Raw genomic sequence first — 14,419 nt, 5'->3', positions numbered from 1 at the left:
CGGGTTACAGTGACGAGAATGCCGTTACCGTCTTGGAACACGACGAGGTGAGGAACAGATGGCTTCGAATTCCGGCGACACCCTGTGGACTGTGGCGCGCCTGCTCGACCTCTTCGATAGCGAGGCCCAAAGCCAGGATCGCCACATCGCCCCGACGGGTATTGCCGACGCCGACGATCGCCAGGTTGTCGAGGGCACCCAGGTGCTCGCCCAAGCGATCGTGGCCGCGGCAAAGCGCTTCGAGGGCAAGTCAATTCGCTCGGTGCACAGTGTCTTTGCCCGCGCGGTACTTGTCGGACCGCCGGTGGTGCTCGATATCGACGTCGTCTCCGAAGGCCGTTCCACGGCCACAGCGATCATCACCGCCTCTCAAAACGGCAAGCGCGCGATGGCCTTCACCGTGCTCGCCGACGTCCCCACACCCGACGTGATCCGCCACCACCTGCCGCGTCCGGAGGTGGCCGGACCGGATCAAGCCAACGTCTGCGAGATGCCGATGGACGGCCGGCTGGTCAAGCTTGTCGACGTCATCGACATCAACAGCCCCGACGAGGTGGGCCCGCCCGAGGTCTACGCGTGGCTGCACTATGAGCCCATCCCGACACGCGATGATCTGGCCAAGGCCCTGATCGCTTATTTCACCGGGCATCTGGGCATCTCGACGACGATGCGCGCGCATGCCGGCATCGGCACCGCCCAGTCACACCTCACCGTTTCAACCGCGCCGATGACGGTCGCGGTGAGCTTTCACGAGCCGGTCAGCTGGAGCGGGTGGCTGCTCTACACCCACGAGAGCACGCAGGTCGGTGCCGGCATGTCCTACATCCGCGGGGCGATCCACACCCAGGAAGGTGAACTGATCGCGTCGTTCACCCAGGACGCGTTGATCCGTCCGCTGCGGGTCACCGACAACGCGATCGCGGCCGAAGCGCGGATTTAGCCTGAATCCACCGACGGGTGGTGGTGAGTAGGGTTGATCTTCGTTGGCGTCGGTCTTCCGGGTGTGGGCGTGAGGTAGTTGCTGGTCTGTCCAGCTTTTCCTGTGTGTTCCGGTCGGGCCTTTCGGCGGTTGGTCAGGTTGTCGCAGGTAGTGGTGGGCTGTGTCCGATGGTGTTGTGCCACAGTGCAAGCCAGGACCTGGACCACGGCCAGTGGGAGGGTAGGTGCAGGATCGGGCGGCGCTGGGGACGGGCCAGTCGGGCGGGAACATTGACGATGGTGCGTCGCAGTGTCGATCCGCGTGCTCGGGTGTGCCGCTCTCCGGCTAGGACACCGGCCGCGCGCAGCAGGTTGTGGGCAATCGCCGAGCACAAGATCCAGGCCGAGTTCGCGCCGAACCGGCCCGAGGGCAGATGCGCCAGCGGTCCGTCGATGAGATCGGCGAATACGGTCTCGATGATCGCGTGCTGGCGGTGGGTGATGTCGGCCTGATCGACGGGCAGGTCGGTGTTGGTGAGAAACGGGTGATACCGCCACACCGGGAACAGCGTGTCACGGAAACGGGCGTCCTTGACGCGGCGGACCACCAATCGGGCCGTGATGCGATCGGGGGTGGATGCGAAGGCGGTGTAGTCGATTTCGGCGACCTCGGCATCAGAGATCCAGGTACCGGTGTCGGGGTCTTGGACGGCGCCGGGATAACGCACTGGCGTCCACGCCGTCTCGTCGATCCCGGCGAGCGCGCGTTCGATGGCGGGATTGCGGGTCATCACCATCGAGAACCGCGCACCATGGCGCACGCAGGCGGTAATCACCGCGCGCGAGCCGTAGGCCGAATCCCCGCGCACCAGAATCTGCCCGCTGGCTCCCGCGGCGCGGGCGGTGCCGATCGCCTGGGCGACCATCCGCCCGGCCCCCTTACTGGAGTTGGCCCGCCCGGCGCGGAGCCGCATCCCGGCGATCACCGGCGCAGCACCCGCGGTGCTGATCGTGGTGGCCAGCGGGGACAGTCCCTTGCGCAGGATCTGCTTGCCGGCGATCTTGGTGTGCCCGTAGGAGGCGCCTTGTTTGGCGTGCCCGTAGACCGGGCGTAGCAGCGAGTCGATGTCGATGAACACCCGCTCATCGGCGCCGGGTAGCAACTCGACCCGCTGACACAATGCCACCAGGTGCTCGCGTAGCACCGATTCCAACTGGCGGGCGTGCCCGAAGGTGAACTCCCGCAACAACGTTCCGACCGTCGACGGTGCGTACACCCCGCCGAAGAGGGTCTTCATACCGCCCGACCGGACCACGTCGAGGTCGTCGATGCAGTCCGCGCCCGCGCACATGCCCGCCACCACGGTGGCCAGTTTCGGGGCGGGGTTCGCCGACCCGGACGTGATCCGGGGCGCCATGATGCGGACCTTCTCATCAAACAACCTGCCCAGCCCGGTCTGCTCGGCCAACGTCATGACCGGCACAAGTCCGGCGCACGACACGAGATTGTCATCGTCGAACACCGCTGACTCCGCGGCGAACCTATGCGAAACTTGCACTCGAAGTGCCTTTCCGAACTGGACCCGATTGCTGCTTGAGAACACCAATCATCCCAGTTCAGAGGGCACTTTCTTCATTCCGACACTCGGCTAACGCCACCGCCCGTCGGTGGATTCAGGTTTAGCGCCATGAGCTTGGTCGCCGGCCGCGGGCCGCTGGGTCCGGACCGGGCCGGCTGGTTCTGCCCGCCGGTGGCCGAGCCGATCGCCTACGTCGAGCCTCATCCGCGCCGCATCCAGGCGCTGCGCGACGGGCGGCTGGTCATCGACACCGAGAACGCGCTGATGGTCCACCGCGCCGGGGCGCCCTTGAGTTATGTCTTCCCGGTCGGTGAAACCGCCGATCTGCCAACCGAACCCGAAGAGCTCGCGGCAGGCTACGTGCGGGTGCCGTGGGACGCTGTCGACACTTGGCTGGAGGAGGGGCGCACCCTGGTGCACTATCCGCCCAACCCGTATCACCGGGTCGATTGCCGGCCCACCCGGCGGCGGCTGCGCGTCGAGGTCGCGGGCGATGTGCTGGTGGATACTGACGACACCACGATCGTGTTCGAGACATCCCTGGCGCCAAGGCTTTACGTTGCCGCTGAGCATGTGCGCACCGATCTGCTGCGGCGCACGGCCACGTCGAGTTACTGCAACTACAAGGGGTATGCGACCTATTGGGCGGCCGACGACGTGGAGGACCTGGCGTGGAGCTATGCAAAGCCGCTAACCGAAACCTGGCCCATCAAGGGCTATTTCAGCTTCGACCCTGAGCGGGCGGACGTCACCGCCGAGCTGCCTAACCCAGATTCCCGGTCTTGAACGTGTCGCACTGCTTGAGGTCACCGGTCTGATATCCGGTGGTGAACCACTTTTGGCGTTCGGCCGACGACCCGTGCGTCCACTGCTCGGGGTTCACCCGTCCGGTGGCCTGCTTCTGAATCCGGTCGTCACCCACCGAGGACGCCGCAGACAGCGCGTCGGCTATGTCCTTATCGGTCAACGGCTGTAGATAGGTGACATCGGTGCCGGGCTGTTTGGTGATCGCGGCGTAGTGTGCCCACACACCGGCATAGCAGTCGGCCTGCAGTTCGGTGCGGACACTGCCCCCGGTGGCACCCTGCGCGCCCTGCTGGGCCCGGCCCAGCACACCGAGCAGATCCTGCACGTGGTGACCGTACTCGTGAGCCACCACGTACTCCTGCGCCAACGGTCCACCACTGGAACCGAATTGGGTCTTGAGGACCTCGAAGAAATCGGTGTCGAAATAGGCGGTCTGGTCCACCGGGCAGTAGAACGGCCCGACATCGCTGGTCGCCGGTCCGCAGCCGGTGTTCACGCTGCCCTTGAACAACATCATCGTCGGCCGGGTGTAGCCCTTGAGTAGATCCGCCCAGACGCCGTCGACGGAATTGCCGGTGGCGACCACTCGGCATTCGACGTACTCGTTGGCGTCGGCGCCGGACTTGCACTTGCTCAGGTCGTAGCCCGAGGACTGCTCGGCGCCCGGCGGCAGGGCCGGTTGCTGATTGAGCACCTGGCTCGGGTCGACCCCGAGGAACACCGCCAGCAGCACCACCACCAGGCCGCCCAGGCCGCCGCCGATGGCAATAACCCGGCCGCTGCGACCACCGGTCGAGGTGGTGCTCGTGTCGATCTGCATACCCTCGTTGAAGGTCATGGCCACCACACTACGATTCAGTCGTGGCCGTCGTCGCGGATCCGTCGACCGTGGTTCCGACCTCTACCGGTGCCGTCCGCGGCGCCACCGAGCATGGTGTGCGCGTCTGGCGCGGCATTCCCTACGCCGAGGCACCGGTCGGGGATCGCCGATTCCGCGAACCCATCCCGCCGCGGCCGTGGCCGGGCGTGCGAGACGCCATCGAGTACGGACCCATGCCCCCGCAAGGCCGCTCGTTCGTCGGCGGTGGGCGCGATGACCCGAAGATCCGCGATGAAGCCTGCCTGACCCTCACGGTGTGGGCGCCTCCCACGGATCGGCCGTTGCCGGTCATGGTGTGGATCCCCGGCGGCGCCTTCGTCTACGGCGCCGGGCAACTCCAGCTCTACAACGGCTCACGGCTGGCAGCCAACGGCGATGTCGTGGTGGTCAACGTGACCTATCGGCTCGGTGTGTTCGGCGGCTTCGAACTCGGCGACCTCGGTGCCGGATTCGCCGACAACCTGTGTCTGCGTGATCAGATCGCAGCGCTGCAATGGGTGCGAGACAATATCGCCGCGTTCGGCGGAGACCCGCAGCGCGTGACCATTTTCGGCGAATCAGCCGGCGCGACGTCGGTGCTGGCGCTGCTGGCCAGTCCGGCCGGCGCCGGCCTGTTCGCTCGCGCGATCGCCCAGAGTCCGGCGCTGCCGCTGATCGCCGACCGCGCGACCCGAGCCCGGCGGGCCCATGAGTTCGTCGACGTCGTCGGTGCCGATCCCGCCGCGTTCCCGGTGCTGCCGCAGCGGGTGCTGCGCCGTGCGGCCGGTGAGATCCAGCGCCGCAGCGTCGCGACCAGTCCGACGCTGGCCTACGGGTTGACCTATGGCGTAGACCTGTTGCCGCGGCACCCGATTGAGGCAGCGCGAGCCGGTGAGGTCAACCGCGTTCCGCTGATCGTGGGTACCAACAGCCATGAGGCGTCGATGTTCGCCTGGGCCAAGCCGCCCATGCTGCCCACCACGCGGGAGAGCATCGACGCATATTTCGACCGGGTGGGGCCCGGTGTGCGGGACCGGGTGCTGGCCGGTTATCCCGACTACCCGCGCCGGCGCTCGCAGATCGCCGTCGGCTCCGATGTGATGTTCGGCGCGCCGACGTGGGCGTTCGCCGACGCCTACAGTGCGCATGCGACCACCCACGTCTACCGGTTCGACCACACCACCTGGACCCTGAAGATGCTGGGGCTGGGAGCCACGCACGGCAGCGAGATCGTGCACGTCCAGCACAGCTACGGCTCCTACCTCGGGCGCAAACTGCATCCGCTGGGCCGACGGGTACAGCCCGCGGTCGGTCGCCGGATGCAGCGCACCTGGCTGAGTTTCGCCACCGACGGTGGGCTCGACGACTGGCCGCGCTATGACAGCGCGCGGCGGCGCACCCGAGTCATCCAGTCCAACCGCGATGTGTCCGTCGACGACCCTGACGCGCAGCGTCGCCACGCCTGGGCCGGGCTGTACTAGTGGTAGCGCTTGTCGGTGTACCGGCGCAGGTTGGCCAGGAACCATGTGAACGAGAGGTTCATCAGCGGCCCGCCCACGACCAGGCCGATGCGGGCCGGGCCGTTCGCCTTCTGCGCCAACGTCCAGGTCAGCCGGCAGCCACCTGGTGTTTCCACCACGGTGTATTCCTCGGCGAACGCGGCGACCGCTTTGTTGGAGCAGGTGTTGAACCGAAATGCTAAGTAGCGGAACGGTTCCCAGGCCAGGAACTCCTCGTCGCCGACCAGGCCGCCGAGCATGTTGACTGTGCGGGTGGTGCCGACTCCGTAAGGCTTGGGGCTGGTCCAGGTGACCTTGGTGATGACCTTGGCCCACTGCGGCCAGGATCCGGCGTCGGCCAGCACGTCAAAAAGCTGCTCGGGTGTGATGGCGAGATCGACGCTGTTGGAGAACCGGAACGGTGCGGTCTTGATCCAGCTCAGGTCGACGCGCTCACAGGGATACATCGTGGTCATCGGGTTACCTCCGCGGGAGACCATACACCGAGGTGACGAATGTCGGGTCGGGCCTACCTCATAGACTGAGCACTCGGTTTCCTTTCGTTGTTGATCGATAACCCCAGGGAGTTTTCAGTGCTGCGCAGTCACGCCGCCGGTTCGTTGCGAGCCTCCGACGCCGGACAGACGGTCACCCTGGCCGGTTGGGTGGCCCGCCGGCGCGATCACGGCGGCGTCATCTTCATCGATCTGCGCGACTCGTCCGGGACGTCCCAGGTGGTGTTCCGCGACGCCGACGTGCTGGCTGCGGCCCACCGGCTCCGCGCCGAGTTCTGCGTCGCGGTCACCGGTGTGGTCGAGGTCCGCCCCGAGGGCAACGCCAATGCCGAGATCGCCACCGGCGAGATCGAAGTCAACGCCACGTCGCTGACCGTGCTGGGGGAGAGCGCTCCGCTGCCGTTCCAGCTCGATGAGCAGGCCGGCGAGGAAGCCCGGCTGAAGCACCGCTATCTCGACCTGCGCCGCGAGGGCGGCCCGGGTGGGGCGATCCGGTTGCGCTCCAAGGTCAATGCGGCCGCCCGCTCGGTGCTGGCCGGTCACGATTTCGTCGAAATCGAAACCCCGACGCTGACTCGCTCGACGCCGGAGGGCGCCCGCGACTTCCTGGTGCCGGCCCGGCTGCAGCCCGGCTCGTTCTACGCGCTGCCGCAAAGCCCACAGCTGTTCAAGCAGCTGTTGATGGTGGCGGGTATGGAGCGCTACTACCAGATCGCGCGGTGCTACCGCGACGAGGATTTCCGCGCCGATCGCCAGCCGGAGTTCACCCAGTTGGACATGGAGATGAGCTTCGTCGACGCCGATGACGTCATCGCGGTCTCCGAGGAAGTGCTGCGGGCCGTGTGGTCCACGATCGGCTACGACCTCCCGACGCCGATCCCGCGGATGTGTTACGACGAGGCGATGGGCCGATTCGGTAGCGACAAGCCCGATCTGCGGTTCGCCGTCGAACTCGTCGAGTGCACCGAATACTTCAGCGACACGCCGTTCCGGGTGTTCCAGGCGCCCTACGTCGGTGCCGTGGTCATGGCCGGCGGTGCGTCCCAACCGCGCCGCACGCTGGATGGCTGGCAGGAGTTCGCCAAACAGCGCGGGCACAAGGGCCTGGCGTATGTGCTGGTCGGTGCGGACGGCGAACTGAGCGGCCCGGTCGCCAAGAATCTGTCCGACACCGAACGTGCCGGGTTGGCCGCTCACGTCGGTGCCACACCGGGCGACTGTGTGTTCTTCGCCGCCGGGACCCCCAAGGGCGCCCGTGCCCTGCTCGGGGCAACGCGCATCGAGATCGCCAAGCGGCTGGACCTCATCGATCCGAACGCGTGGGCCTTCACCTGGATCGTGAAGTGGCCGCTGTTCGAACCGGCCGACGATGCGACGGTGGCCGGTGACGTCGCGGTGGGGTCAGGCAACTGGACCGCGGTGCATCACGCGTTCACCGCGCCGATGCCGGAGTCGGAGGCGACATTCGACACCGATCCGGGGTCGGCGACGGCCAACGCCTACGACATCGTCTGCAACGGGAACGAGATCGGCGGCGGCTCGATCCGTATTCATCGCCGCGACGTGCAGGAGCGGGTGTTCGCGATGATGGGCATCGATCATGAAGAAGCCCGCGCGAAGTTCGGATTCCTCTTGGACGCCTTCACCTTTGGCGCGCCGCCGCACGGTGGTATCGCCTTCGGCTGGGATCGCATCGTGGCGTTGCTGGCCGGGGTGGACTCGATCCGCGAGGTGATCGCCTTTCCGAAGTCCGGCGGTGGAGTGGACCCGCTGACCGATGCTCCGGCGCCGATCACTGGCCAGCAGCGCAAGGAATCCGGAATAGATTTCACAGCCACGCTGGACAAGCCATGAGCTCGCCCGATCTGTCGTCCCTGAACGACTTCAATAAGAACATCATCGAGGAGTTCCGGGCCAACGCCGGCATCGTCGGCGGGCCGTTCGAAGGCCGTCCGCTGCTGATCCTCCACACGACCGGTGCGAAGTCCGGCCGGGTCATCCCGCTGCTCGAGCTGACGAGGGTCTAGCGCCGGCCGGTAGCGCGGTGGCGTGACCGTCGAAACGTTGAGCCCGCAGGTTCTTTCGTTTCTCGCCCGCCCGCTCTACAGATTCTTCTCGACCGCCGCCGGTCCGTCGCCGTCACAGCCTCGGCCAGTGTGGTTCGAGGTGACCACAGCCGCCCTCGCACATCGCCTGCAGGCGCGCCGCGTAGGCCTGCGTGTAGAACGCGGGCTTGAGACCGGCCAGCGTGTCGACCGTGGTGCCGGGAACTGTCTCGGGGAAGCCCCGACCCAGCAGTGCGGTGCGGGCGATGTTGACGGCTTGGTCGCCGACCTGCGACACCGCGCCGGCGATACCACCTAGGTATAGTGAAAACAACTCAGAAAGAAAGTGACGTCCGTGACAGTGCTGCAGGGCCCCCTGGTGGACCGCGATGCCTGGTCGGCGGTCGGGAAATGCCCGATCGAGAAGACGATGGCGGTGATCGGAACCAAGTCGGCGATGCTCATCCTGCGCGAGGCCTACTACGGCACCACCCGGTTCGACGACTTTGCCCGCCGGGTGGGCATCACCAAGGCAGCCACCGCGGCCCGGCTCGCCGAACTGGTCGACGCCGGCCTGCTGACCAGGCAGCCCTACCGTGAACCGGGGCAGCGGGTCCGCGACGAATACGTGCTGACGCCGGCCGGCGCCGAGTTGATGCCGGTGGTGTGGTCGATGTTCGAGTGGGGCCGGCGCCACCTCAGCAATGACAGTAGGTTGCGGCTGACCCACCTGGAGTGCGGGGCCGATGCAACCGTCGAAATTCGTTGTGCCGAAGGTCATCTCGTGCCTCAGTCCGAACTCGGTGTGGAACTAACGCGAAAGGGCGGTGCGGCGCCTGCGTCGAGGTAGCGCCACCCTCGCCTAACATGGCGGTGTGGACTCCACGTTGGCCTACATCGACCAGGGATCGTTCCTCGGCCTGCGGGCGCTTGGCCGAGGCCCACTTGCCCAGTGTGGCTGGATCTACGAGCATCCGGTCGACCTCGACGCCCTCCGGCGGTTTCATCACAACCTCGGCTACGGCCTGCTCGGGCGCCGCGTCGAACGCTCGCCCCTGCCGTTCGGGCGCGACCGCTGGGTGAGGTGGACCGGCCCCGCCGACGTCGATATCGCGGCCACCGTCCGCCCGCGCGGCGAGGCGATGGCCTGGCTTGACGAGCAACTGCGCGTCCCGATCGACCCCGAGAGGGGGCCGTCCTGGCGCCTGGCCATGCAACCGCTGGAGACCGGCGGCGCGGTCATCGCGCTGGTGGTCTCGCACACGGTCTGTGACGGACTAGGCGTGATCCAGGCGATCGGCCAGGCCGCCAGTGGCCAGACGTGGGACCTCGGCTATCCGCAGCCCGGGGCGCGCACCCGCGCTCAGGCGCTACGTCAGGACGCCGCCGCGATCCTGCGGTCGATTCCTGATTTCGCCAACGCGGTCGTCGCCGCTGTCCGGCTGGCCCGTAGCAACCTGGGCGAGTTGTCCTCGTCGGCCGGGCGCTCAGCTCCGGCGCCCACCAGTCTCGACGGCGCTCGTTCTGTCACCGTGCCGTCCGTCGTCGCCCAGATTGACGAGGCTCAATGGAAAAATTGCATGGAAAGCCTTGGCGGAACCAGCAATTCGCTGTTCGCCGGCATCGGCGCCAAGATGGGGCAGGTCTTCGGCCGGGTCGACGACAATGGTCTGGTGCGGCTGCAGTTCCCGGTTAGTGAGCGCACCGAGGGGGATACCAGAGCCAACGCGCTGACCGGGATCACGGTGATGATCGACCCAGCCGACGTCACGGCGAGCCTGCGCGACGTGCGTGCCGAGCTGAAGCGGAATCTGGCGGCGCTCTCCGAGGCGCGGTTCGAACTTCTGGGCCCGGTGGCGCTCGCGCCGTTGGTGCCGCTCAGTCTGGCGCGCCGGCTCGAGGGAATGGCATTGGGTGCGGGTGCCCCGGTGGGCTGCTCCAACCTCGGGAAGCTGGACGCCTCGGTGAACCGGCCCGACGGCACCGACGCCGAATACCTCGTTCTGCGACAGATCGAGTCCAGGACCACCGCTGACATCCTCGATCGACTCGGCGGGACGATGTTTCTGGTGTCCGGCCAGGTCAATGGAAAAGTCTCGCTCTCGATATCGTCATGGCGGCGTGGCGGCCCGAACAGCAAAGAGGAGTTGCAAGCCACGTTCGTGCAGGTGCTCGACGAATTCGGGCTGACCGCGACCATCCAATGACTGGGGTCCTGTGACGGCCGCCGGAACTTTTCCTGACCCATGAGGCTGATCACACGGGTTATGCTGACGAGATCCGTTAGTCCTACTATGTAGCGGTGCTAAATGCAGCCGCGGTGAATCGACAGGCTGAACTGCAAGGCCGAAAGGGGGGCAGGTCATGACCACGGAGAGCCAGACTTACCCCTCCTCGGGTGCGTCGACGGACAACGACGCCCAGGCCGGCCCGGACCAGCAGCAGGCCAAACCCTCTGGCCACGGCACCAAACGGCGGGGTGGACCGCTGAAGCTGCTGCGCACGGTCTGGCTGCCGATCGTGATCCTTCTCGTCGTTGCGGTCGCCGCGTTCGGCGTGTATCGGCTGCACGGTGTGTTCGGCAAAACCGAGCTGACCCGCCCGGGTAGTGGGCTGGCCAACGACACCAAGCCGTTCAACCCCAAGACCGTCGTGTACGAGATCTACGGTCCGCCGGGAGCCGTCGCGACCATCAACTATCTCGACCTGGACGCCCAGCCGCAGATAGCGCGGGACGTCACCCTTCCGTGGTCTTTGACCTTGACGACCACCGCGCCGGCGGCCTCGGCCAATATCGTCGCCCAGGGCGACACTGACAGCATCGGCTGCCGGATCACCGTGAATGGCGAAGTCAAGGACGAAAAGACCTCGACCGGGGTGAACGCCCAGACCTTCTGCCTGGTCAAGTCCGCATGATCACTCTGAACAAGGGCGATAAGCCCCAGGCCGACGAGCACGGCAAGCGCCCGCACATCGCGCAGTGGGTGCGTTGGCTGTCCGTGCCGATCATCCTGGGCTGGCTGGCCCTCACCGTCATCACCAACATCGTGGTGCCCCAGGTCGAGGTGGTCGGTCAGCAGCAGTCGGTGCCGATGGCGGCGACCGACGCGCCCTCGTCGATCGCGATGAGCACGATCGGCACGACGTTCCAGGAGTTCAAATCGAACACCTCGGTGATGGTCGTGCTCGAGGCCGATCAGCCCCTGGGTGACGCCGCACACCAGTACTACAACGAGATCGTCAAGAAGCTCGAAGCCGACAAGAAGCATGTCGAGCACATTCAGGACTTCTGGAGCGACCCGCTGACCGCCGCCGGGGCGCAGAGCGCCGACGGCAAATCCTCCTATGTGCAGGCCTATCTGGCTGGCAACATGGGCGAGGGCCTGGCCAATGAGTCGGTCGAAGCCGTCAAGCAGATCGTCGAAAGCATGCCGCCGCCACCGGGGATCAAGGCCTACGTCGCCGGATCCTCGGCACTGATCAACGACACCCACATCGCCGGTGACCGCAGCCTGAAAATGATTACCGGCCTGACCTTCGGCGTCATCACCGTGATGCTGCTGTTCGTCTATCGCTCGATCGGCACCGTGCTGATCGCGTTGTTCATGGTGTTCCTCGAACTGGCGGCCGCTCGCGGTGTGGTGGCCTTCCTCGGCTATCACCACCTGATCGGGCTGTCGACGTTCGCGGTCAACCTGCTCGTCATGGTCGCGATCGCGGCCGGCACCGACTATGTGATCTTCCTGTTCGGCCGCTATCAGGAGGCCCGAAGTAAGGGCGCCGACAAAGAGGCGGCCTATTACGAGATGTATCACGGCACCGGCCATGTGATCGTCGGGTCCGGTATGACGATCGCCGGTTCGATGTTCTGTCTGCACTTCACCCGAAGTCCGATGTTCAGTTCGATGGGCATCCCCTTGTTCGTCGGCATGGTGGTGGTGGTGGCTGCCGCGATGACGCTCGGCCCCGCCGTCGTCACCGTCGCCAGCCGGTTCGGAATGCTGGAGCCCAAACGGGCCTCGCGCGAACGGTTCTGGCGCCGTATCGGTACTGCCGTCGTGCGCTGGCCCGGTCCGATCCTGGTCGCGACGACGTTCGTCTGCTTGATCGGGCTGCTCGCGCTGCCCGGCTATCGCACCGACTACAACGACCGGCACTATCTGCCGGCGGACATCCCGGCCAGCGAAGGGTTCGCCGCCGCGGAGCGGCACTTCCCGGAGGCCCGGCTCAGCCCCGAGTTGTTGATGCTGCAGAGCGATCACGACCTGCGTAATTCGGCGGACTTCCTGGTGATCGACCGGGTGGCCAAGGCCATCTTCCACACCCCGGGTATCGGTCGAGTGCAGACCATCACGCGGCCGCTCGGCAGCCCGATCGAGCACAGCTCGATTCCGTTCCTGCTGGGCATGCAGGGCACCACGCAGACGCTGAACCAGTCCTACATGCAGGACCGCATGAAGGACATGCTCAAAATGGGCGACGACATGAACGTGTCGATCGCGACCATGACGCAGATGTACGACCTACTGGGTCAGCTCAACGCCGTGACCCACAGCATGGTCACCAAGATGGACGTGACACTGGCCGACATCCAGTCGCTGCGCGACAATATCGCCAATTTCGACGACTTCTTCCGGCCGATCCGCAACTACCTGTACTGGGAACCGCACTGCTACGACATCCCGATGTGCTGGTCGGTCCGGTCGGTCTTCGACACCCTCGACGGCATCGACACGATGACCGACGACTTCCAGACCCTGGTGCCCGACCTGCACAAGCTGGACCTGCTCACCGCTCAGATGCGCACGCTGATGCCGCCGATGATCGACACCATGCGGTCGATGCGGACCATGCAGTTGACGATGCAGAGCACACAGTCCGGCCAGCAGGATCAGATCGCGGCCATGCAGGACAATCAGAGCGCGATGGGCAAGGCGTTCGACGAGGCCAAGAACGACGACTCGTTCTATCTGCCGCCGGAGGCCTTCGACAATCCGGACTTCAAGCGCGGTATGAAGATGTTCTTGTCGCCGGACGGAAAAGCGGTGCGGTTCATCATCTCTCATGAGGGTGATCCGATGTCGCCGGAAGGTCTCACCCATATCGACCCGATCAAGAACGCGGCGTTCGAGGCGATCAAGGGCACTCCGCTGGAAGGGTCCAAGATCTACCTCGCCGGCACCGCGGCCAGCTACAAGGACATGCAGGACAGCGCCGACTACGACATCCTGATCGCCGGTGTGGCCGCCCTCTGCCTGATCTTCGTCATCATGCTGATCATCACCCGGGCCGTGGTGGCCTCTGCGGTGATCGTGGGCACGGTCGTGCTGTCACTGGGCACCTCATTCGGGCTGTCGGTACTGATCTGGCAAGACCTGATCGGCCGGCCGCTGCACTGGATGGTGCTGATCATGGCCGTCATCATCCTGTTGGCGGTGGGTTCGGACTACAACCTGCTGCTGGTCGCTCGACTCAAGGAGGAGATCCCGGCCGGGTTGCGCACCGGCATCATCCGGGCGATGGGGGGCAGCGGCTCGGTGGTCACCTCAGCGGGACTGGTGTTCGCGGTGACCATGGCGGCCATGGCATTCAGTGAACTGACGATCTTGGCGCAGGTCGGTACGACCATCGGTATGGGTCTGCTGGTCGACACCTTGGTGATCCGGTCGTTCATGACACCGTCGATCGCCGCGCTGATGGGGCGTTGGTTCTGGTGGCCGCAGCGGGTGCGCCCGCGTCCGGTGCCGAGCAAGTGGCCGAGGCCGGCTGCGGCGAACACCGAGCCGATCGCGGTCGAATCTCAGTCCTAGTGAACCGTTTTCGTATCGTCCATGGCGTTGTGCGCGCCGTCGATGCAGCCTCGCTGGTAGCTGGAACTCTTGGTGGCGGCTTGTCCGGCGCAGTAGGTCGAGATCGACTCCTCGTGGGCCTTGTAGCCGCCCGCGTCGACCCAGCGCTGCCCATCGGCGTAGCCGCTCCAGAAGGCGGCGTCCTTGCGGTCTGAGGTCAGCATGAAGATCACGCCGAGGAGCGCGAACACTGCGATCACGAGTGCGGCTTTGACCCAGCGCTTGGTCAGCCAGGGCCACAACGGGGCAGGTATCCAACGCGGCTTGGGCCGATCCACACCGACGATTCTCGCACCAGTGCAAGGAAGTACTGCGTACGCGTGCCGAAGCGCCGGGCATCGATGTAA

At 65.9% G+C, this 14,419-nt stretch carries 12 protein-coding genes and 2 pseudogenes; 9 read left to right on the top strand and 5 right to left on the bottom strand.

The genetic code is table 11. The features are described from left to right. The first annotated feature begins 58 nt into the window (after positions 1-58). Complete coding sequence (locus G6N13_RS22215; RefSeq protein WP_163700582.1) at positions 59-940, top strand: acyl-CoA thioesterase; 882 nt, start codon at positions 59-61, stop codon at positions 938-940. Positions 941-1,073: 133 nt separating this feature from the next. On the opposite strand, the gene G6N13_RS22210 is transcribed toward G6N13_RS22215, so the two are convergent. After that, positions 1,074-2,477, bottom strand: coding sequence for an IS1380 family transposase (locus G6N13_RS22210; protein WP_163700579.1), 1,404 nt, complete (start codon positions 2,475-2,477; stop codon positions 1,074-1,076). Positions 2,478-2,606: 129 nt separating this feature from the next. On the opposite strand from G6N13_RS22210, the gene G6N13_RS22205 reads away from it, so the two are divergent. After that, positions 2,607-3,284: a DUF427 domain-containing protein gene (locus tag G6N13_RS22205; protein ID WP_163700577.1), complete on the top strand. Its 678-nt coding sequence runs from the start codon at positions 2,607-2,609 to the stop codon at positions 3,282-3,284. Here the strand turns inward: G6N13_RS22205 and ypfJ are convergent. Then, positions 3,262-4,143 carry a KPN_02809 family neutral zinc metallopeptidase gene (gene ypfJ / locus G6N13_RS22200; protein ID WP_163700574.1) on the bottom strand — a complete coding sequence of 294 codons (882 nt, stop codon included), beginning with the start codon at positions 4,141-4,143 and terminating at the stop codon, positions 3,262-3,264. The two genes, G6N13_RS22205 and ypfJ, sit on opposite strands and share 23 nt — an antisense overlap. 23 nt (positions 4,144-4,166) lie before the next feature. Here ypfJ and G6N13_RS22195 point away from each other — a divergent pair, with 23 nt between their 5' ends. Continuing rightward, positions 4,167-5,645 carry a carboxylesterase/lipase family protein gene (locus G6N13_RS22195; protein WP_163700571.1) on the top strand — a complete coding sequence of 493 codons (1,479 nt, stop codon included), beginning with the start codon at positions 4,167-4,169 and terminating at the stop codon, positions 5,643-5,645. Here the strand turns inward: G6N13_RS22195 and G6N13_RS22190 are convergent. Next, the gene (locus tag G6N13_RS22190; RefSeq protein WP_163702432.1) at positions 5,642-6,130 is read right to left on the bottom strand and encodes an SRPBCC family protein; all 489 of its coding nucleotides are present in this window, start codon (positions 6,128-6,130) and stop codon (positions 5,642-5,644) included. The two genes, G6N13_RS22195 and G6N13_RS22190, sit on opposite strands and share 4 nt — an antisense overlap. 126 nt (positions 6,131-6,256) lie before the next feature. Here G6N13_RS22190 and aspS point away from each other — a divergent pair, with 126 nt between their 5' ends. After that, positions 6,257-8,032 carry an aspartate--tRNA ligase gene (aspS, locus tag G6N13_RS22185; RefSeq protein WP_163700567.1) on the top strand — a complete coding sequence of 592 codons (1,776 nt, stop codon included), beginning with the start codon at positions 6,257-6,259 and terminating at the stop codon, positions 8,030-8,032. After that, positions 8,029-8,184 (top strand): annotated as a pseudogene (locus G6N13_RS22180) (nitroreductase/quinone reductase family protein); the annotation flags it as partial. The gene aspS and the pseudogene G6N13_RS22180, both read left to right, overlap by 4 nt. 232 nt (positions 8,185-8,416) lie before the next feature. Here G6N13_RS22180 and G6N13_RS26270 read toward each other — a convergent pair. Then, positions 8,417-8,533 (bottom strand): annotated as a pseudogene (locus G6N13_RS26270) (acetyl-CoA C-acetyltransferase); the annotation flags it as partial. 45 nt (positions 8,534-8,578) lie between these two features. Between G6N13_RS26270 and G6N13_RS22165 the strand changes: the two are divergent. From G6N13_RS22165 to G6N13_RS22150, 4 genes are all read left to right on the top strand, one after another. Continuing rightward, complete coding sequence (locus G6N13_RS22165; RefSeq protein ID WP_163700565.1) at positions 8,579-9,073, top strand: winged helix-turn-helix transcriptional regulator; 495 nt, start codon at positions 8,579-8,581, stop codon at positions 9,071-9,073. Between the two features lie 25 nt (positions 9,074-9,098). Next, positions 9,099-10,430, top strand: a complete 1,332-nt coding sequence (locus G6N13_RS22160) for a condensation domain-containing protein (RefSeq protein WP_163700562.1) — start codon at positions 9,099-9,101, stop codon at positions 10,428-10,430. 280 nt (positions 10,431-10,710) lie between these two features. After that, positions 10,711-11,139 (top strand): MmpS family transport accessory protein, encoded by a 429-nt coding sequence (locus G6N13_RS22155; RefSeq protein ID WP_235678112.1) that lies wholly within the window; start codon positions 10,711-10,713, stop codon positions 11,137-11,139. Beyond that, positions 11,136-14,033: an MMPL/RND family transporter gene (locus G6N13_RS22150; RefSeq protein WP_163700556.1), complete on the top strand. Its 2,898-nt coding sequence runs from the start codon at positions 11,136-11,138 to the stop codon at positions 14,031-14,033. The genes G6N13_RS22155 and G6N13_RS22150 overlap by 4 nt, the downstream gene beginning before the upstream one ends. On the opposite strand, the gene G6N13_RS22145 is transcribed toward G6N13_RS22150, so the two are convergent. Beyond that, entirely contained in the window at positions 14,030-14,350 is a 321-nt protein-coding gene (locus G6N13_RS22145) for a hypothetical protein (protein WP_163700553.1), read from the bottom strand. The two genes, G6N13_RS22150 and G6N13_RS22145, sit on opposite strands and share 4 nt — an antisense overlap. Positions 14,351-14,419: the final 69 nt, after the last annotated feature.

This window comes from Mycolicibacterium sarraceniae, from assembly GCF_010731875.1.
Lineage (GTDB): Bacteria > Actinomycetota > Actinomycetes > Mycobacteriales > Mycobacteriaceae > Mycobacterium > Mycobacterium sarraceniae.
Note: the sequence above shows the minus strand (reverse complement) of the source record. Positions and strands in the feature narration are given on the sequence as shown.

Bases quoted from the DNA above. Each gene is read 5' to 3' on its own strand.
- G6N13_RS22215 (WP_163700582.1), top strand. From the start codon at position 59: ATGGCTTCGAATTCCGGCGACACCCTGTGGACTGTGGCGCGCCTGCTC.
- G6N13_RS22205 (WP_163700577.1), top strand. From the start codon at position 2,607: ATGAGCTTGGTCGCCGGCCGCGGGCCGCTGGGTCCGGACCGGGCCGGC.
- G6N13_RS22150 (WP_163700556.1), top strand. From the start codon at position 11,136: ATGATCACTCTGAACAAGGGCGATAAGCCCCAGGCCGACGAGCACGGC.
- G6N13_RS22190 (WP_163702432.1), bottom strand. From the start codon at position 6,130: ATGTATCCCTGTGAGCGCGTCGACCTGAGCTGGATCAAGACCGCACCG.
- ypfJ (WP_163700574.1), bottom strand. From the start codon at position 4,143: ATGACCTTCAACGAGGGTATGCAGATCGACACGAGCACCACCTCGACC.